The sequence below is a fragment of the Gardnerella sp. DNF01198P genome (assembly GCF_049244165.1).
GTDB classification, from domain to species: domain Bacteria; phylum Actinomycetota; class Actinomycetes; order Actinomycetales; family Bifidobacteriaceae; genus Bifidobacterium; species Bifidobacterium swidsinskii.
This window is the reverse complement of the sequence record NZ_CP058382.1, coordinates 871,270-889,811: the sequence shown is the minus strand read 5'-3', so window position 1 is coordinate 889,811 and position 18,542 is coordinate 871,270. Positions and strand designations below refer to the sequence as shown.

Below are 18,542 nucleotides of genomic sequence, written 5' to 3'. Positions count from 1 at the left end.
GATAACCCTCGCTAACCCCTGCTACACAAGGGCAAATTTGCACCCACCTAATCAGCCTTTGACATCAATACAACACTCTCGACGTGGATTGAGAGAACTCCAAGTATAGCTACACTTTTTTGAGTGCACACTATGGATAGTGGGTGCACTTTTTAACGATAGGAAAAGGCTATCGTTAAAAGGTTTACGTTTGCTTAATAGCTTGAGTTTAGCATAAAAACAGCCTAGAGAGGATTCCCCCTAGGCTGACTTTTGTAACATTTCAAATGCTCACATTCTTTTGGCTTTTACGATGCCCTTTCAACATCCACACTAATCTCTGATTTAAAAGTTACGTTGAACCTATCCTCGTAAACTTTTATTTTCTTGATGTACTTTCTTACCAGCTTCTCATCATACTCACTAATATCGTGACGTTCATTTTTCAGAAAATCTTCCATTTCTCTGATTCGTCTTTTAGCATCTTCTTGACCTGCTTTTTCTATAAGAAGCTGCTGTTTCTTACCTTTAAGCTCATCAATCTCATCAGCTATTTTCGTGTAGTCTTTTTTAGCTTTAAGCAAGGTTAGTAGTATCGCTTGTTTGTCTGCAATTTTTTTATCAACCGTTTCAATCTCACTTAAGTTGTTGCCCGCGATAATTTCTCTAATATTGTTATTCAACGTATCCAATACTTCATCCGGTATACTAAACACCTTGTTTATGGCTTTCACTGTAGCAGACTGCAGTTCGTTCTCTTGTACTGTCGGAGCATCGCAAGCACTAGGACCGTTTTTCACTCTGGTGCAACAACGCCAGACAACAGAATGCACTCCTCGATTGTTCCAAGCAATTCTTCTGTAAATATCCCCGCATTTAGAACAAACACATAGGCTGGATAAAGCGTACTTGCTGGAATAAACTCTTCTTTTTTTGTTCTCCTCACCGCTAAACATGTTGGCTCGTCTTACCATTTCTTCTTGAACTTTAAAGAAAATATCTCTTGGAATAATAGGCGTGTGGCTATCTTTTACATAATACTGTGGTTCTGTTCCATCATTTTTTATACGAACATGGTTAATAAAATCTGTCGTGATGGTTTTTTGTAAAAGAGCATCACCAATATATTTTTCGTTTTGCAAGATGCCTTTAATATTAGATAAATTCCATTTTAAATGCCCGGCACCGTTTTTAATGCCGTCTTTTTCAAGGCCCTCCGCTATATCTCTAAGGCTTGCTCCTTCTAAATATTCTCTATAAATCCTTCTTACGACTTTTGCTTCCTTTTCAAGAATTACGAGATTCCCTTCATCGTCTTTTGTGTATCCTAAAAACCAGTTATGGTTGATTTGCACTTTGCCTTCCTGGTAGCGGAACTTAAGTCCAAGCTTCACATTCTGAGAAAGCGACGCGGATTCCTGTTGAGCTAAAGAAGCCATGATAGTAAGCAATAGTTCTCCGCTTGCTTCCATGGTGTTGATGTTTTCTTTTTCAAAAATGATCGGAATGTTTTTGTCTTTCAACTGTCTAACAAACTTTAAACAGTCGATAGTGTTTCTCGCAAAACGGCTAATCGACTTAGTGATAACCATGTCTACTTTGCCACTCATGCAATCGTGGATCATGTCGTTGAAACCGACACGTTTTTTCGTGCTAGTTCCTGAAATACCGTCATCAGCGTAAATGCCAGCAAACTCCCAGAGAGGATTTCTTGAAATATAATCCGTATAATGCTGAACTTGCGTGTCATAACTTGTTGCCTGTTCTTCACTGTCAGTACTGACACGACAATACGCTACTACTCTTAACCTCGGCTTATCTTTATGCTTATCTACCGTATTCCCCGCTATTTTTCTTGGTGGAATAATTGTAACGTTGGCACTCATTTTACACCTCCCTTGATTTGACTGTACGCGTATACTGCTTGCCGATAAGGATCATCGTATTTCTTTTCTACCTTTTCTAACTGGTAGCTTGTAATAAGCCGAATTTCCTTTATTGGCTTAGGCTCTTTATAACGATGATTCCTGATAGCATTCTCATGCCTTATTTGTTGCACTTGTCTAAACATATCCTCATCGATAATCTGAGGATAAAACTCTGTTCCTAAATACAATTTCTTGCTAAGAATTTTGCCCGTGACTGGCCAATCCCTTTTTATACCTGATTTTTTAGCAGCTTGAGAAATATTTTTAAATTCAAGATAGAAACGAAAAAACTCTCTTACTTCTTGAGCTTTTACTTCATCTATAACCGCTTTACCGTCTACTATTCTGTAACCATATGGGATGCGTGCCATGTTTCTTTCACCTCTTCTTCTAATTCCAATCCGCATTTCAAATGAAAAATAAATTCTGTTCTGCTTTTAACTACGACATCGTCTACAAAATCTAGAAAATCCTCGTCCTTAAACTCGCTAAATACTTCTGTGACGCTTACGAACCGTTGAAGTTTTTGCGCCTCGTTTAAGTGCGTTAAGTTACCGTTTAAACTGTTAGAAAGCTTAAGTTTTTCCTTAAGACAAGTATCTATTTCCGTTTTAAGCTGATTGCTTTCTAGATAGTAGGAATCCATCTCAATGTAGCCACCGGCTAAAAGCTTACTGAGTACTTGCTCTTGTTCTTGCAATTTAGCTATTTTTTCTTCGAGTTCGATAACTTTGTTCAAACCGTCTTTACTATTCACGTTTCTTAAGCTTTTTATGAAAGGCGTTAATATTTGAGCAGATGCTGCTTTGAACTTGTTAAGCATTTGCAGGAAGGAAATTTTAAGATAACTTTCCATAACAGACTTTTGTGAACAAGCATGAATATCTTCAAGATGCGTTATACAAACCCATATACCATACGCCTTATTATGTTGATAAATTATTCGTCTTTTACACTTGCTTCCACACTCACCACAACGAATTTTACCTGAAAACGCATAAAGCTTATTGTACTTACCACTACCACATACTATGTTATTTTCATTTCTTCTCCACGCGATAATCTCTTTTACAAGATTAAAAGTTTCATGACTGATGATAGCCTCATGATGGTTTTCAATAACATACTGTTTTTTCTCACCACAGTTTTTATGACGGTTAAAACTATCATCCGTGTATGTTTTCTGAAAAATCACATCCCCTGTGTATGTTTTATTAGTCAAAACAGCGTTCACGGTACTTGAAGTCCAGCTTCCGCCCTTTTTAGTTGGAATCTTTTTATCGGTCAATACTCGTGCTATTGCTTTTCCGCCCATGCCGGAAAGAGCCATGTTGAAAATTTCTTTTACTACCCTGGCTTGCTCTGGAACTATAATCATTTTCTTATTCTCGTTTTTATACCCATACGCAGGGCAGGAAATGATGAAGCTTCCATTTTCGAACCTTTTTTGAATTGACCACATGCTGTTTTCCGAGATGGATCTTGACTCGCTTTGCGCAATAGAACTCAGAATAGAAAGCATAAGCTCCGAACTCATATGCTCGGTATCAATGTTTTCTTTCTCAAAATACAAATAAATACCAAGACCGGTAAGTTTTCTAACTATTTCAAGACAGTCAACCGTGTTTCTTGCAAGCCTACTAATAGACTTTGTAATAATCCTGTCTATCTGACCGCTCTGACAGTCTTTAAGCAGTTGTTTAAGACTTTCACGCTTACCGATTTTCGTGCCGCTAATACCCTCGTCAAAGTAAAGTCCCGCATACTCCCAGCATGGATTAGACTTAATATAGTTTTCGTAATGCTCCTTTTGCACTTCTAGACTGAGGAGCTGCTCATCACTATCACTAGAAACTCTCGCATACGCTGCAACCCGCGTCTTTTTCTCAAAACCAGTTTTTCGCATTGTAGAGTCTATTTTTATTATTTCTTTCACTATTTCCCCTCACTTTCAGCTAATACTATTCATCACTCTAAAAGCAGTGTTTATCAAGCTTTTAGCCCAATAATTCCTTGTAAAACGGGTGAAATTTTTCCCTGTTAAGACGGCTTATTTTTTCTTTTTCTTGCTCGCTGATAAGCCCTTTTTTAAAGAGTGAAGCGGTAAGTTTTTCGGCTATTTCAAAACGAAAATCCGCCTGCATACTCTCTTTTGTCCAAGCTCTAGCTTTAACATCCTTTAGCCCGTGAACATCATTACTTATTTGCATGATGCTCACCTCCAAAACGATGTTCTATATAGCAGGCGTGGCAGCAGTATTTTCGAGTCTTATTACCGTAAGAGATAAAAGAATTTTTGCAGTTAAGACAAGCACACTCATAGTTTGCCTGTCTTTTTACCAACTGTGTATGCTTACTCCACCACGTGTTTCTACACGCGTCAGAGCAGAAACGTTTAACTTTACGACCAGCATTCTGTTTAACAGGCTTAGCGCATAAATCACATAATTGAACGCTATTGCCAACATTTACGCCGCCAAGATTGTTGCGCTTACAGTAGCTTTTAACCGTATCAACTGAAAGATTTAACTGTTTAGCTATTTTCGTATAGCCAAACCCTTCACTACGAAGTTTCATTACTTGCTGTTTTTCTTTTATATTCATTTGCCTGTGCCTCCTTACATCACAGGCAAAGAAAAAACAGTGTTTTTTAACCTCTTGGCTTGATAATTTAACCTTAAAAAATAAAAAAAGCCCGAGGATTGCTCCAATGTAGGAACAAGCCTCGGGCTTTACATGTTTCAAACTGTTTTACAAGAGTTCGTTTACTCGTTTTTGTACCGTATCATAATCGTATCCGGCTTGAGTTAGACGCTGTTTTCGCATGCTACCGTTACCCCAAGTGCCTCGGATTACTTCACGGGCAAGCTCATCAACTGACTTTCTACAGGCTTTAACACCAAGAAGCTTATTAACTTTATTTTGCACGCTCGCATAATCGTATCCGGCTTGAGTTAAACGCTGTTTACGCTCATTTCCGTTACCCCAAGCGCCGTTAATAACTTCTCGCGCCACATCATCAATACTTGATGTTTGAGGAGCAGTGTATGAACCACCGTTTTTATATCCGTTTAATCCAGCGTTTTTAATAATGCTTGGATAATCCTTGTAAGCATAGTCCATGTCAACTCTGCCGGCTACTCCGGGAACGCTGCCGTTTGACGAGTATTGCCAAAGACCATATGAGCCTTGATAACTGCAGTGCGTGTTCCACTGTGCGATCCACAAAGCGTAACGGTTTCTAACATGAGCGGACACAAGATTATTAGCTACTGAAAGCGAGGTGTAAAAGCCTGCATAATACCCGTAAGTTTCCAGTTTGCTGCAAAAACTGGTAATCAGCGAATCGCAGAAAGCTCGCCCACGGTTAAGCTGGCTTTTCTCTTCCAAATCAAAGTAAACAGGATACTCAAAACTCTTACCTGAAAGCATGTTCACACAGCTTTGAGCCTCCTCAGCCGCCTCAAAACCAGAGTTTGCGTACGAATACCAGTAGGCTCCAACATCAAGACCGCATGTTTTTGCTTTACGATAGTTCTGTTCAAACCACTTGTCTTTGCATCCGATACCGTATCCTGCTCGAATGATCACAAACTCAACACCGGATGCTTTCACCGCGTTGAAATCAATGTCACCCTGCCATTCTGACACATCTATTCCTCTTTTACTCATGAGTATTGTCCTTCCTGTTCTTGTCGTGTAATTGTTCTAAAACGTTTTTTAATTTCTCAGGCACGGGAAGCCCCAGGTGAGCCGCGTTTTCGGTTAAAGATAATCCTTCGTTAGATAGGTAGAAGAAAATTACCGCGGTTCTAATCACGCTTCCTTGCTTCAAAACATGAAAATCTATAATGTTTGCTATACCAACAAGCATAAAAATGAGCACCTTTCTAAAAATGCCCTTAAAACCAATGCTGCTAGACAGTTTCTTATCCGTAACAGCACACATCACGCCTGTAATATAATCCGCAACCACAAATAAAACGAGCGCGAGGATCAGCCCGTCGCATCCGCCTAAAAAGTATCCCAGCCAGCCGCCTACCAGTGTGAAAGCCAGTTGAGCAATATTCCAAAATCCTCTCATAATTCTCCTTACAAGTTTTCCTAACATTTGCCAGTACTCTTATAAAAACAAAAAACAAAAAGTAGAAAGTAATAAAAAAGGGCAGGCATGGTTTAAACCACACCTGCCCTAGCATTTCAACATTTCAACATTTCAGCATTTCAACTGATATTATTTTTCAACACATGACTACTCCTTACCACCTTTTACACTTTTCCCAACCATTCCACCTTTTACACCTTTCCCAGCCGCTTCATCTTTTTCATCTTTTTCGTCTTTTTCGGCTTTTATTTTCAAAATCTCGTCGTTAAGTTCGCGTTCTCTAGAATTAAAATAGTCTTCTAACTGTTTCACATACGCTTCATATTCCATCGAGTTTTCCGCGATCACCGCCGAACGCATATCAGATAATACGCTTGCAACAATGCCTTCTATCATGTAAGTAGGTATTGGTATTTGCTTATTCAACTCGACTATTTTTTCGTTTAACTCAGCCTTATATTTTTGCACAGCTACCGCGTAGCTAATTGTCGGTTTTACCACTACTCTCCTCCAATCTTTTTAGAATAATATCCAGCTTGTGGCTGATTTCGCATAAAATTTTCGTATTATCAACTACAGGGGTTGTAATACTTTCTGTCACGTCTTTTGAGCGCGTGCCTTTATTAGCCACTATTTTGTTTGTGGGAATAATTAGTTTCTCCATAACAAATTCTCCCTTTATTCTCCCTATAACAAATTCTCCTCAACGCTTCACTTCCGCGCTTCCATCAACGTTTACTTCCGCGCTTCACTTCCGCGTTTTTTAATAGTATTTAACTTTCATGAGTATCCCGTTTTTAAACACCATGTGAGCGTTAGAACCCCATTTTGCAGCTTTACCATCCTGGTTCATTTCAATAATCTGCACATAGTTAATATCCGCGTCTACTCCTGCACCGTCTTGCCAAACAGGATCTATAATCTTGTTACCATGCATGTAAAAGTTGCATCCAGCGTGAATACCATACTCTTTATAAATGCTTTGTGAACGTGAAAAACACAGCATAGTAGCGTATGTTTCTTCATCAGCTGATTTACGCTGCGCGAAAGCCATATACTTTCCGTCGCTAGTAAGATGAAAAACTAGACCCTTGTGAGAATTATCTTCTTCCCACTCGCCGGTTCCAACATAGCCAATATACACGCCGTTACGGTAGAAGTTGTTCCCATTTTTATCAAAAACAGCTCTTTTATGATCCTCGTCAACTTCACCATCGTAAAGCTCTATCTGCCCGGGTGTTATTTGCACGTATTTACTCGAATGGTTAAACCCGAGAAGGAAACTGTTATAGTTTTGCTGCATGAAACTACCAAAATCACCTTTTTTAACCATTGAAGATATGGAATCTTCTACTATGGTTAGTTTAGAAATAGCCTTATCAGCCGTGAATTTAGCAGCCTCAATGTCTTTATCTTTAACTCTTGCCCAAGCGAACGTTCTAAAACTACTTATGCTGTCAGCTGAAACGTAATGCCACAGTTTGCTTGTTCCACCTTTATACGGGTGTTCAGACTCAGGATAATTTTCACCTTCAACCTCAATAATGTTAATATCTTCAGGCAGTTTAGACACGTATCCTGAAATTTCTCCTGAATACTCTTTTTTAATGCTATCAATCTTAAAACCATAATTGTCAAACGGAGACCAGTTAGTTCTAAAATGTAGCCAAAACTCGCCTGATGGAACAAACACTGTTGCACCAGAAATTTTTTCACCAGTTAAACCCGGTATAGCGTAAATTTTATCCTCATACTTGTAAAAAATGTCTACAAAATCGTCAAAAGCTGATTCCGTATGCGACTTCTCATTAAATTTTACGGCTAAACTTTCCTGCTTAACAATAAGCCTGTAAGCGTAGCCGGTTGACGTGTCGTAGAAAAAATCACCAACATGCTGCATTTTTTCACTATCAGTCAGCCACAAGCTCATAGGAGCGTTAAAATGGCTTGGAGTATACGAACCGTAATAGTTACCGTTTTTCTGTTTAAGACTATGGTTAACGCTTTCAACACCAGCCTCAATCTTACCGTCTGTAACATTCAGTTTCGTGTTGATTTCACTTATCGTGTAATAGTTTTCAAGCCTCCTACCAGTGTCTTTTATAGCCTCGTTTTTTGCTTTACTAATCTGCTTTTCTACCTGCGAAGTGTAAGAAACTGAAAGTTTTTCCGCGTCAATCGAATGCCCGATAATCCTGTCACCATACACCATGCCGTCAAGAGTCATCGCAGTACTGTAAGGGCCTGAAAAACCGTTATGGCTTCCAGCAATACCATTCATATTAACCTGTAAAACTTTTGTAGCAGTGTTCTTATCAGGCGTATCCATGTAAAGGTCACGAACCCACATGCCTTTACTATCGTATTCGCTTATCTTATAGCCGCTTTGAGAATATCTCATTTGCGCTTTAATATTATCTATCGCAGCTTTAACACGCTCATTATCAATTTTTCTAGTTTCAACCGCTTCTTCTTTTAACGTTTGAACAGCATGCGACACGTTTTGCACATACCCTTTAGAAATCCTGCTCGCAAGCACGATTCTAACTTCGCCTGGTTTTTGAATCGGTATAGTCTGTTTTACTACAGGAAACACACGATCCATGCCAAATTGTGGAGCGAGACAACGAACCCTATCCCCACACTTAATCGTCGCATAATGTAAACCTAACTCGGATAAGTCAACCGCGCTAAGGCTTATTTCTACATGCTCAAACTGGTTATCCTGTAACCATTTAGTAGCTTTGCGCATAAGATTAGTTGGAACTGTCACATTATTGAAATTAACAACTTTACAAACCCAGCCGAATGTTTTTTGCGCTTCACGAGATACTATATAGTTTTTCCCATTGTTTATTGAAGTAATATCAACATGCTTTTTAAGAACCTCGTTTTCACTATTCTCGTTTTCCAACTCTTTGCCGAGAGGAATAACCGCTGTAGTAACATCCTCTGCTGAAAGGTTTTCCGCGTATTCAAGCAGGTTCAAGCCGAAACTAATATGCTGGCTTGTAGCTTTACCCATTTCCTCCAAACGCAGGTAATCTAAGTAAAGTTTCCCGTCTTCTTTTCTAAGACGCAAATATCCGCCAAGCTTTTCAACCATTTTTCCCATAATCGCTTCAAGCGTTGTCTCGAAATTAGTAAACCTGTAGAGTGAATCATTCGAGTCAGATACTGTGACGAAACCAATTCTTATTTTCTTATAATCATCTACCTGACTGTTATGAGCTTGTAAAAGTTTTTCTAAAAGCTGGTAGGAACTCTGATCATGGTATTCTTTCTGAGGTTGAATACTATCAGCTAAGTAAGTTAACAACCCTACGCAAGTTACTTTCTTACTACCATATAAGTCTTTTACTTGTTCTCTAACCTCGCCGAAGAAAATCTCCTCATCGTCACGCCACACGCTTACTATTGATTTCCGGTTTTTAATAAGCTCGTAGCAAGGGTTTTGACTCGGGCAAGTAAACGTTAACGTTCCTGCAGTATTAAGCTCCAAATTTAACGTGATATCATCAAGTACCGCTTTGTCATCATTTGGATAGTAAATCGTATTATCATCAAGCATGATCCTGTACACTCACAACCACCCCCTTTTATAGGAAATATTTACCATCCCGTTTCCAACGAATGTTAAACTCATGTTTATTTTTGAACGAAGCTGTGGGAAACGGTTAACACCTGTTTTAATCTCATACTTTTTACCATTAGAATCCAGTAGCATACTGTTAGATGACAGGTTGTTAAATTCTGGAATCAGTGTCATGTCAAAATCGTGAACGAGTGTTATTTCACGCTTATCATCTACTTGCACACCCCATATTGTGTGAACACCATCCGAATCATCTACACTATACTTATATGGTTGCAGCTTATAGTTGAGTGTGAGAGTTGAATAGTTTTTATCCGATTTAAAATCACTAACCCACACTCGACCCTGATAGTAGAACAATGGTTCATCATCAAGAGACAGTTTCACACTCTTGCCGTGGATTAACGTTTTAACACTATGGCATGTTTCATTCCACTTGTTTTTGTTTGCGACAATGAATTCAAAACAGCCTTCACGCATCTCGTATAACACTTCACCGGCAAGACTTTCACTAATATCAATACTTTCCTGTCTGCCTGGTATTTGCAAATACTCTAATTTAGGTTCTGGAAGTTGAATGCGTGGACGGCTTGTAGCAACCAGCCCTAGATCGTTAAAACTATGCAACCCGTTTATTAGCATCCCATACACTTTTACCACCCCCTTGCTTTTCTTGTTTGAAGCTTAAAAAGCTCACTGTCCATCCTGTGCGCGATACCACCCACTAGTTCGCCAGTGTCGAGCACAATACTCTGGTTAGAAAACTGTGGAAAATACGCGTCCATAATCGCTAGAATCTGGTTCATAACACTAAGCATTTGCGTGTTTGCTCCAACGGTCATGTTTTCTAAACTATTCAACCCCATAATCACTTCCGGGCCTTTTTCACCGCCGCCAAGCATACGCCCGTTTTTCTCACCGAAAATAGTCGCCCCGTTTAACAGCATCGGCTTGTTCATTGCTTTCTTATACCAGTCGATAGCAAGATACGGTACAGACGGTGGCGTAAGAGAGAATTGTCCTTTAATACTAAAATGAGGCAGTTTAATATGAGGAAGACTAAGTTTTATGCCAGAGAAAAACCCTGTTATAGCGTCGATTACTGCTTTAACCTTGTTTTTCGCCGCTTCTATCGGAGTGATGATAGCGTTTTTAATACCATTCCAAACTGACACAACCGTGTTTTTAATACCGTTAAACACAGACTTAACCATGTTCGCTACTGAATTAAACACTGTTGAAATGCTTGTTTTAATACCGTTTACCACGCTCATGATCGCAGTTTTAATACCATTCCAAACACTTGTTGCCGTGTTTTTAATACCGTTTAAAACGTTAGTGAAAAACGATACGATACTATTCCAAACATTCATGAAAAAGTTTTTCACACTCGACCACAGTTTGTTCCAACTAGTGCCAAAGAAAGACAAAAACACGTTAAAAACGTTTTTTAACGTGTTAAATACTGTTATGAACGTGTTTTTAACCGCGTTCCAAACAGCAGTAAAAATTTCTTTTACACCATTGCAAAGCTGAGACCAGTTACCGGTAAACAATCCTATAAAAACGTCTAAAACGCCTGTGATTAAATCAAGAACAGTTTTGAAACTAGTAAAACTTAAATTTAAAGCGCCTTCAAACAGTGGAGCTAGAATAGCACACAAACCATTCCACACTGTTTTAAGCCCTTCAACAATACTCGTAAAATCAATACCAAGGCTTGACAGTTTTTCTTTAACACCATTAACAAAACCGGTGAAAGTTTCCTTAATTTTCTCCCAAACAGCAATAACACTGTTTCTAAACTCTTCGTTAGTGTTCCATAAGGTTACAAAAGCTGCTACCAGAACACCAATAACCGCAACAACCGCGAGTATTGGCGCAGATACTCCACCTAAAACAGCACCTAACCCTTCAAGAATACTAGAGCCGGAAGTAAAACTTGCGAACATTTTACCTATAAACAAAGCTAGTTTAGAAAACCCTTGTATAGCAACACCTATTTTAGAAATACACGTTCCAAGAACCACTAAAAAAGGGCCAACTGCCGCAGCAATCAACCCAAGTGTCACTATAAGTTTTTGGCTTTCTGGAGAAAGCTGTTTAAATTTAGAAAGCCATGCTGAAATTTTCTGCATTAATGGTGTTATGACGGGAAGTAAAACATTACCAATAGTCGCAGCAATATTCTGCAACTCTGTTTTTAGAATCTTCATAGAACCCGAAGCGCCCGCGGCTTCACGCCCAGCCTGCCCTTGAGCGTCAGCAGTCTGCTCCATAATAAGAGCCAAAGTAGCAGCCTGTTTCGCTTGCAAGCTCATCGCGCCTCTACCATCATGCAAACCCATGGCAAGAGCTTTAGCTTTAATAGTCGCCTCGTTAACACCCATACCATAATTGTCAAGCATCGCATTATTACCTTTAAGCGCGCCTGTTAAAGCAAGAACAGCAGACTCGGTTGTGCCACCAAACATAGCAGACAAGTCGCCTGCAAGAGCAACCAGCTTCTGACTCATCTCGGCTGCTTCAGCATCACTTTTCCCACCAATATTTTTCAACATCGCGCCCATAGTATTCGCATACTCTAAAGCTTGACCTTGAGCAATACCATAATAGGATTTCAAACTTCCTGACCATTTAAGCATCTTGTTAGCAGACTTACCGTAAATCTGCTCTGTCGCACCCATAGCATCCTGTAAGTCTGCTGCAGCAGTAAAACCAGCAGTACCAATAGCAGCAATCGGCAGCGTAACTTTCGTGCTTAAACTTTGACCAAGAGATGACATACCATCTCCTAGTTTCTTTATCTTTTTGCTCGTACTATCAAACTGGCTACTAAGCTTGGTTAAACTAACACTACCTACCTGTTTTAATTTTTCTTTTAAACTATCAAGATTATTTTCTGTTTCAACAATCTCACGCTGCAACGCATCATACTTGTCTCTACCAAGCTCCCCGTTTTCCAACTGTACTTTAGCCTGCTTATCCGCCTGTTTCAAAACGTTAAGCTTATTAGACGTTTCTTGGATTTCTTTCTGCAAAAAAGCCTGCTTTTGGCTTAGAAGCTGCGTGCTTGTCGGATCAAGTTTCAAAAGCCTATTAACATCGCGAAGCGACTGCTCGGTTGAGCGAATAGTCGAATTAACCTGTTGTAAAGACTTATCTAAGCCTGTAGTATCCCCACCAATTTCAACAGTAATACCTTTAATCCTGCTTGCCATAACTTCACCTCCTTTGACTCTTAATTTACGCGTGAAAAAATTCAGATTTTCTGTTTAATACCGCAATGTGAGAATGTTTGGTTCTCGTCTAGAACCTGTCGAATTCTGTTTGGCTTGCGAGCTTATCGTATTTCACATTATCGTTTGCTTTCTCCGTCCACATGTCTAAAATCATGCCGATGGTTAAAAGATCCAGTTCTAAAATACTAATCCCAATTTCGGTGCATCTAAGAAGAAACAACGCGGTTGTCATTTGCCGTGTTGTTGCTTTAAATTTTTTTTAGATTTTACTTCAGTTTCCAAGTTTGCTCCCCAAAGTTCTAGAATTTCAGGAAGAATCTCGTAGATAGAAAACATTTCAAACTCGTCAAGCCACTCATCAATACTTGCTGGAATACTATTATCCGCGTGATAAGCCATGATATAGGCTACGTTTTCAAAAATTTCAAGATCTGCTATTTCAAAAACACCCTCGTTGTTTTTGAAAGACTGCTCTAATTTTGATAGGTCTTTGAAAATATCACGCTTGAATTTGATACGATACAGTCTTGGAATAGTGGCGGAAGAACGAAACTTCACGTCTTTACCATTTACTTTTACTGTTTTTTCTAACACTTTTACTCCTTTAAAACTTATTTGATTTCCGAGTTAACTTGCGGAACGTACACGCTCTTATACCATTTCTCATAGGTTTCTTTTGAAGTAGTGTCACCACTCCTAGATTTCACCAAACCATCTTCTCTAGGATCAGCCGTAAGCGACAAAGTTTCCGTACCCGGTTCTATAGTGTCTTCCTTAGTTTCTGACTCGATAGACGGTCGTGTTGCTGAACAGTTATATAAAACGTGTCTGATAGCGTTCACGTCACCGTCAAACTCAAAAAGAAGCGCGAACTTTTCCGCTTCACCGGTAGTTGCTTTTTCTACCAGCACACCGTTTTTATCAAGTTTTTCTTTTAATATTTCCGTTCTAAACCATTCAGGTATAAGAGCCATTTCCAAGTCGCCACTGTAACCGTTGTTCGCAGTCGACCTGAAGTAGACAATCCCGTCAGTGTAAAACGGTGAGGATTCACCTTCCGCATCAAGGCTTATGCTCACAGCTCCAGGAATAGGTTTAGGCGTATCATAGTTAAAACTTCCGCCTGCGTCTTTTTTAAGTTTTGCCGCGTACACGTTTTTAAGATTGTATTTAACCTTGTTTCCCATTTATTGTTACCTCCATTTCAAAAATGTAGAGTGTTTCATAAAGCTGTTCCGACTCTATGAACGCTTCTGTTTTGTTATAAAAAATGCCGTGCCTATCAAGCACGGCCTCAACTTGTTCTTCCAGCACGGGATTCTTATAGTCTGCGTATAGTTCAATATGAACTTCGTTTGCTTTAAAATACGTTTTCCCGTCTGCAGAAAAATTACTGCTCGCAGGCGTTAAAAACAGGAGGAAAGGCGGATTAGGGGATTCTCCCTCAGCAAAATGATGGTAAGCAAAAGGAAAACCTATCTCCCTCATAATGTTTAAAAGATTACCCATTTTTAACCGCCTCCTCTATTTCTTTTTCAAAACTTCGTACTGCTTTACTTTCAGCCTCAGCAATGTGTGCTCTTGCTTCCACGCGTCCGCCGCCTCGTTTAGCATGACCGTACTCTAACAAGTGTGTAAGCTGATACTTGTTTCTAGAATGCACTACGAGAACTAGCCTGCTGCCTGTTTCGTTTAATGTTTTAACCGCCCAACTTTTCGCATACGCTCCAGTTCGTTTAGGAGCTGTCATGTTAATTTCTTCTTTTGCTGTTTTACCAGCGGTTTTTACTGCTTCTTTTACTTTCCCGGTTGTAACTTTCGCGTAAGTTTTAAGCTCTCTAATAACTTCTTTAGAGAGGCTGCCAATACTTACTTTGCTCACTTTTTACACCTCTTACAGTGAAGTTTCAGGCTTTTCTTCTTATAATTCATGTGGTCAACACCTAAAATCTCATAAACCGTATCACGGAAAATAACACGATACCTGGTGGATGATATTGCAGCGGTTTCTTTCGAATAGCGGATAGTAAAATCTATTTTTGACTCATCCCACACGTTTCCCGCAGAAGTCTGCTCCATTGGACTTTCAGCACTCACCGTGGCGTAACACTCGTAATATTTACTCCACTTAATCTTATGATTACCAACCTCATCAACTTCAACACTGTTTTTAAGCAGCACAATACGCTCGTTTAATAAACTTATTCTCATTTAAAACCCCGTTTTTCTAACAGTAAAAAGCATCGAACGTAAAGTGAGCATAAGCGCGTGGTGGTCGGCTTCTTCCCGATGCTCATACAAGTAGCCTGTAGCGTATAAGACTGCGAGCCGATACTCGTCAAAGTTTTCACTAATCAAACTAGTATCGTTTTTACGAGCTACTCCCTGGCAGAGTTTTTCAGCAGAATGAATAAGGGTGTTGATAAGCTCATCATCTTCTCGACTATCCACCCTAAGATAGTTTTTTGCTTCCTCAACTGTAACTATCATCAACACCCCTCCTTAACTTTTAACCGTCTTTTAAGCTGCTACGCTTGTTTTAACAGGCAGAATCTGTACTGCTTCTTTAAGCACGAGTTTGCCGTCTACACGCTCTTTAGCAACGAAACCTATCATGCCGTTTCCAGCGAAAAGCTCGGTAAGCTCTTTAAACGAGCGTGAACCACGATCACCAATGTTGTAGTACGAGTAGTCTCCAAAAGCCACCATGTTTTCAGGCGCGTAAGCAGACGTGTATACCGGGTATCCGAGAATCCTGTTCGGCTCATCATCCTGGTATGAAGGCTGCCAAACGTACGCGCCATTATTGTCTTTAAGTTTTCGTATGCTCGCGACTGTTTTATCGTTCATAATAAAACTCGCGTTTTTACGGTATGGTCGCCTCAAAGCGTGAATAAGATCAATCAGATCATCAGTTTTAATACTGGTAGTTTCTTTAAGGAACGTGCCGCCGTCTTTCTTGTTGAAAATACCAGTTGGTTTTCCAACGCCATCCCCGTTAAGAAAAGCGTCTTCCTCAGCGTTAGCCAGCGCCATGCCGAAGGATGTGAGAAGATGATTCTCGAGGTTAAACGCATTATCATGCAAGAGTTCTTCAGTAACTTTTACTGCAACGTGAAGCTTATGAGCGTCAAGCAGGATTTGCGCGAACTTGGAATCCCCAAAGTTAAGGCTTGCGCCTTCTTCAATCCAAGCTGCTGCAGGATCACTCATCGCAACATTAATCTTATGCTCTCCACTAGTGGTAATCGTGGTAGCAAGAGAGCGAATAATGTTTTCTTCTTTCAACGTTTCAATCAGACGATTATCGTATTCTTCCGGCACAAGATACCCGCCGTCAGCGTCCACGCCTTCCTGCAACACGTTATCGACTCGTTTAAAATTACTTCTAAGAGCTGTAAGCATTGCCTGCTTATACTCGTCACGCGCACGACCTTGTTTTTCAAGGTTCACACCTGTTTTCATAGGTTTTGCAACAATCGCCTCAGATGTTGGTTTTGAAAGCTCCTTATCCATTTTTTCCATCTGTTCCAAGCGTTCAATTTCCATACTGTAAGCTTTCACTTTCGCTTCCATCTCATCATAGGTTTTCGCGTCTTCTTCTGAAATAAGCCCGTCCTTGTCACGTTTAGACTCAAGGAAAGCTTTTGCACCCTGCCAGGCCTTGTTACGTTTCTCAACCATGTTTGAAATAGTGTTCATCATGTTTACCTCCAATTTTTGATTAAAAAAAGACGATCCATAAGATCGTCTGCACTAATATTGTTTGTTTCCTTACCGCTTATCCGGCAGGCTTTAGATATTTTTTCCAATAACGTGTTTTGCACGCTTGCTTTCGAATACAATGTTGAAACTTGTGGTATGCCAATATCAGTGGTTTCACCTCTAGTTAAAACACCGTCCGCGAACCCGAGTTCTACCGCCTTGTTAGCATCCATCCACGTTTCCGAATCCATTAAATGCGACAGTTTCACACGGTTAAGCCCTGTTTTAATCTCGTAAGCGTTAATAATGGACTCTTTTACCTCATCAAGCATTGATATTGCTTTTTCCATTTCGTTTCTGTTGCCAAAAGCAACAGTCATAGGATTATGAATCATAAGCATTGACACCGGGCTCATATAAACCTTTGTGCCAGCCATCGCAATAACCGATGCAGCAGACGCCGCAATCCCATCAATCTTGACCGTCACACAACCCTTGTAATCCATGAGCATGTTATAGATTTGTGCCGCAGCCACACAATCGCCGCCAGGCGAGTTAATCCACACGGTAATATTTCCACTACCAGCGTTTAACTCGTCTTTAAAAAGTTGTGGTGTAATATCATCATCAAACCATGATTCTTCAGCAATCGTACCGTTAAGAAACAGTGTCCTCTCAAAAATCTCATTATTCTCACTGTTGACCTTCTGATTTTTCCACTGCCAAAACTTCCTCATTACCTTTTTCCTCCTTTCCGCTACTGTTTGCGAACGCTCCCGCACGGTTAAGCGGGAGCATGTTACCGTTAATCAAATACAAGTCACCACCCTCACAGGCGGGAATCTTATCCAAGTTTTCTAACTGTCTAATATCGTTCGCGCTCATCCAACCGTTTTGACGAGCGGTAGCATAACCATTCATACGACTCTGATAGTCTCCTCGAAGAAGACCATCCACGTTAAACTTCACATAATAAGTTTCTTTCTCCTTATCAGTAAAAAGCCGCCTCGTAATAGACTGTTCAAACCGCGCCACCCAAGGATCCAGCGTGTATTTCACAAACTCCAACGACTGCTGCTCAATATTAGAAAAACTCGATTTTTCCAAATCACCAACCATGTGTGGTGGGACTCTAAAAATACGAGCGATCTCGTTAATCTGAAACTTACGAGTCTCAAGAAACTGTGCTTCGTTAGGCGAAATAGAAATAGGCGTATACTTCATGCCTTCCTCTAAAATCGCTATCTTATGCGAGTTAGAACCCGAGAACCCCTTATTCCAACTATCCCTCATACTTTGAGGATCTTTTACTGTTCCGGGGTATTCCAAGATTCCGCTTGGTGTAGCACCGTTAGCGAAAAACGATGCACCGTACTCTTCCGTGGCTATCGCCATGCCGATAGCGTTTTTTGCCATCGCAATAGGCGAATAGCCAACAAGACCGTCAAAACCAAGACCGGGAATATGAAGCACGTCAAAGGGTTTAAGTTTCACACTCGTTTCTTTACCCGCTAAAACATCACTATCATTTAACGTATACTCGTAAAAAATTTGACCACTCTCATCCCGGTCAACTCTCATACGATCAGGCATTAAAGGGTATAAGCCCAAAACCTCGCCTTTACCGTTTCGAATAATCTGCGCGTAAGCATTACCCCATAACAGTAGATGCGTCATCAAGGTTTCTCTAAACACGAAGCTTGTCATTTCAAGATTCGGCTCATCATGAAGCACCTTATACAAAGGATGTTTAACCGCTTTAGCCGTACCCGTACTCGTCCGCTCATACACGTGAAGCGGCAGACTCGCCACCGCTTCAGACAGGATACGCACACACGAGTAGACAGCTGTCATCTGCATCGCTGAACGCTCATTCACCCTCTTACCGGACGAGGACGTACCCATTAAGAAACGATAACCGCCGCCTAACATCTTGTTTTCAGGCTTATCTCTGCTCTTAAAAATCTTACTGAAAATGTTCATACGCA

The 18,542-nt window shown here is 40.2% G+C and carries 21 protein-coding genes; all 21 read right to left on the bottom strand.

The genetic code is table 11. The annotated features are described in order from the left end of the window. Positions 1–287: 287 nt before the first annotated feature. The gene (locus tag HXT44_RS03865; RefSeq protein ID WP_421782528.1) at positions 288–1,865 is read right to left on the bottom strand and encodes a recombinase family protein; all 1,578 of its coding nucleotides are present in this window, start codon (positions 1,863–1,865) and stop codon (positions 288–290) included. Further along, the gene (locus HXT44_RS03860) at positions 1,862–2,278 is read right to left on the bottom strand and encodes a DNA recombinase (protein ID WP_421782526.1); all 417 of its coding nucleotides are present in this window, start codon (positions 2,276–2,278) and stop codon (positions 1,862–1,864) included. Before HXT44_RS03860 ends, HXT44_RS03865 begins: the two co-directional genes overlap by 4 nt. Then, positions 2,248–3,843 carry a recombinase family protein gene (locus HXT44_RS03855; protein ID WP_421782524.1) on the bottom strand — a complete coding sequence of 532 codons (1,596 nt, stop codon included), beginning with the start codon at positions 3,841–3,843 and terminating at the stop codon, positions 2,248–2,250. The genes HXT44_RS03860 and HXT44_RS03855 overlap by 31 nt, the downstream gene beginning before the upstream one ends. Positions 3,844–3,904: 61 nt before the next feature. Then, on the bottom strand, positions 3,905–4,117 hold the full coding sequence (locus HXT44_RS03850; RefSeq protein WP_103084287.1) for an SHOCT domain-containing protein: 213 nt from the start codon (positions 4,115–4,117) through the stop codon (positions 3,905–3,907). Continuing rightward, positions 4,104–4,511 (bottom strand): LuxR C-terminal-related transcriptional regulator, encoded by a 408-nt coding sequence (locus HXT44_RS03845; protein ID WP_421782522.1) that lies wholly within the window; start codon positions 4,509–4,511, stop codon positions 4,104–4,106. Before HXT44_RS03845 ends, HXT44_RS03850 begins: the two co-directional genes overlap by 14 nt. 147 nt (positions 4,512–4,658) lie before the next feature. Continuing rightward, positions 4,659–5,579: a GH25 family lysozyme gene (locus HXT44_RS03840; RefSeq protein WP_421782520.1), complete on the bottom strand. Its 921-nt coding sequence runs from the start codon at positions 5,577–5,579 to the stop codon at positions 4,659–4,661. Further along, positions 5,572–5,991: a phage holin family protein gene (locus HXT44_RS03835; protein ID WP_004118368.1), complete on the bottom strand. Its 420-nt coding sequence runs from the start codon at positions 5,989–5,991 to the stop codon at positions 5,572–5,574. Before HXT44_RS03835 ends, HXT44_RS03840 begins: the two co-directional genes overlap by 8 nt. Before the next feature lie 168 nt (positions 5,992–6,159). Further along, complete coding sequence (locus HXT44_RS03830; protein ID WP_421782518.1) at positions 6,160–6,513, bottom strand: toxin; 354 nt, start codon at positions 6,511–6,513, stop codon at positions 6,160–6,162. Next, positions 6,494–6,676 (bottom strand): hypothetical protein, encoded by a 183-nt coding sequence (locus HXT44_RS03825; RefSeq protein WP_020758812.1) that lies wholly within the window; start codon positions 6,674–6,676, stop codon positions 6,494–6,496. The genes HXT44_RS03830 and HXT44_RS03825 overlap by 20 nt, the downstream gene beginning before the upstream one ends. 99 nt (positions 6,677–6,775) lie before the next feature. Further along, complete coding sequence (locus HXT44_RS03820) at positions 6,776–9,583, bottom strand: phage tail spike protein (protein WP_421783216.1); 2,808 nt, start codon at positions 9,581–9,583, stop codon at positions 6,776–6,778. A 12-nt stretch (positions 9,584–9,595) separates the two neighbouring features. Then, entirely contained in the window at positions 9,596–10,249 is a 654-nt protein-coding gene (locus tag HXT44_RS03815) for a hypothetical protein (protein WP_421783214.1), read from the bottom strand. Between the two features lie 11 nt (positions 10,250–10,260). Further along, on the bottom strand, positions 10,261–12,828 hold the full coding sequence (locus HXT44_RS03810) for a hypothetical protein (RefSeq protein ID WP_421782516.1): 2,568 nt from the start codon (positions 12,826–12,828) through the stop codon (positions 10,261–10,263). Between the two features lie 249 nt (positions 12,829–13,077). Next, a complete protein-coding gene (locus HXT44_RS03805; RefSeq protein ID WP_004117064.1) occupies positions 13,078–13,443 on the bottom strand; it encodes a hypothetical protein in 366 nt (121 codons plus the stop codon). 17 nt (positions 13,444–13,460) lie between these two features. Continuing rightward, positions 13,461–14,036, bottom strand: coding sequence for a major tail protein (locus HXT44_RS03800; RefSeq protein ID WP_421782514.1), 576 nt, complete (start codon positions 14,034–14,036; stop codon positions 13,461–13,463). Then, positions 14,020–14,358, bottom strand: a complete 339-nt coding sequence (locus HXT44_RS03795) for a hypothetical protein (protein WP_421782512.1) — start codon at positions 14,356–14,358, stop codon at positions 14,020–14,022. The genes HXT44_RS03800 and HXT44_RS03795 overlap by 17 nt, the downstream gene beginning before the upstream one ends. Next, the gene (locus HXT44_RS03790) at positions 14,351–14,731 is read right to left on the bottom strand and encodes an HK97 gp10 family phage protein (protein WP_410313070.1); all 381 of its coding nucleotides are present in this window, start codon (positions 14,729–14,731) and stop codon (positions 14,351–14,353) included. The genes HXT44_RS03795 and HXT44_RS03790 overlap by 8 nt, the downstream gene beginning before the upstream one ends. Further along, entirely contained in the window at positions 14,728–15,060 is a 333-nt protein-coding gene (locus HXT44_RS03785; protein ID WP_421780633.1) for a phage head closure protein, read from the bottom strand. Before HXT44_RS03785 ends, HXT44_RS03790 begins: the two co-directional genes overlap by 4 nt. After that, positions 15,061–15,339, bottom strand: coding sequence for a head-tail connector protein (locus HXT44_RS03780; protein ID WP_112928570.1), 279 nt, complete (start codon positions 15,337–15,339; stop codon positions 15,061–15,063). A 30-nt stretch (positions 15,340–15,369) separates the two neighbouring features. Next, complete coding sequence (locus tag HXT44_RS03775; protein ID WP_421782510.1) at positions 15,370–16,554, bottom strand: phage major capsid protein; 1,185 nt, start codon at positions 16,552–16,554, stop codon at positions 15,370–15,372. A 2-nt stretch (positions 16,555–16,556) separates the two neighbouring features. Continuing rightward, positions 16,557–17,291: a head maturation protease, ClpP-related gene (locus HXT44_RS03770; protein ID WP_421782508.1), complete on the bottom strand. Its 735-nt coding sequence runs from the start codon at positions 17,289–17,291 to the stop codon at positions 16,557–16,559. Next, positions 17,248–18,537, bottom strand: a complete 1,290-nt coding sequence (locus tag HXT44_RS03765; RefSeq protein ID WP_421782506.1) for a phage portal protein — start codon at positions 18,535–18,537, stop codon at positions 17,248–17,250. The genes HXT44_RS03770 and HXT44_RS03765 overlap by 44 nt, the downstream gene beginning before the upstream one ends. Between the last annotated feature and the right edge of the window lie 5 nt (positions 18,538–18,542).

What these genes read in the sequence shown, in the direction of transcription:
- HXT44_RS03780 (WP_112928570.1), bottom strand. Translation starts at nt 15,339, where the DNA reads ATGATAGTTACAGTTGAGGAAGCAAAAAACTATCTTAGGGTGGATAGT.
- HXT44_RS03825 (WP_020758812.1), bottom strand. Translation starts at nt 6,676, where the DNA reads ATGGAGAAACTAATTATTCCCACAAACAAAATAGTGGCTAATAAAGGC.
- HXT44_RS03865 (WP_421782528.1), bottom strand. Translation starts at nt 1,865, where the DNA reads ATGAGTGCCAACGTTACAATTATTCCACCAAGAAAAATAGCGGGGAAT.
- HXT44_RS03840 (WP_421782520.1), bottom strand. Translation starts at nt 5,579, where the DNA reads ATGAGTAAAAGAGGAATAGATGTGTCAGAATGGCAGGGTGACATTGAT.
- HXT44_RS03835 (WP_004118368.1), bottom strand. Translation starts at nt 5,991, where the DNA reads ATGAGAGGATTTTGGAATATTGCTCAACTGGCTTTCACACTGGTAGGC.
- HXT44_RS03860 (WP_421782526.1), bottom strand. Translation starts at nt 2,278, where the DNA reads ATGGCACGCATCCCATATGGTTACAGAATAGTAGACGGTAAAGCGGTT.
- HXT44_RS03810 (WP_421782516.1), bottom strand. Translation starts at nt 12,828, where the DNA reads ATGGCAAGCAGGATTAAAGGTATTACTGTTGAAATTGGTGGGGATACT.
- HXT44_RS03815 (WP_421783214.1), bottom strand. Translation starts at nt 10,249, where the DNA reads ATGCTAATAAACGGGTTGCATAGTTTTAACGATCTAGGGCTGGTTGCT.
- HXT44_RS03785 (WP_421780633.1), bottom strand. Translation starts at nt 15,060, where the DNA reads ATGAGAATAAGTTTATTAAACGAGCGTATTGTGCTGCTTAAAAACAGT.
- HXT44_RS03850 (WP_103084287.1), bottom strand. Translation starts at nt 4,117, where the DNA reads ATGCAAATAAGTAATGATGTTCACGGGCTAAAGGATGTTAAAGCTAGA.
- HXT44_RS03820 (WP_421783216.1), bottom strand. Translation starts at nt 9,583, where the DNA reads ATGCTTGATGATAATACGATTTACTATCCAAATGATGACAAAGCGGTA.
- HXT44_RS03800 (WP_421782514.1), bottom strand. Translation starts at nt 14,036, where the DNA reads ATGGGAAACAAGGTTAAATACAATCTTAAAAACGTGTACGCGGCAAAA.
- HXT44_RS03770 (WP_421782508.1), bottom strand. Translation starts at nt 17,291, where the DNA reads ATGAGGAAGTTTTGGCAGTGGAAAAATCAGAAGGTCAACAGTGAGAAT.
- HXT44_RS03765 (WP_421782506.1), bottom strand. Translation starts at nt 18,537, where the DNA reads ATGAACATTTTCAGTAAGATTTTTAAGAGCAGAGATAAGCCTGAAAAC.
- HXT44_RS03845 (WP_421782522.1), bottom strand. Translation starts at nt 4,511, where the DNA reads ATGAATATAAAAGAAAAACAGCAAGTAATGAAACTTCGTAGTGAAGGG.
- HXT44_RS03795 (WP_421782512.1), bottom strand. Translation starts at nt 14,358, where the DNA reads ATGGGTAATCTTTTAAACATTATGAGGGAGATAGGTTTTCCTTTTGCT.
- HXT44_RS03775 (WP_421782510.1), bottom strand. Translation starts at nt 16,554, where the DNA reads ATGATGAACACTATTTCAAACATGGTTGAGAAACGTAACAAGGCCTGG.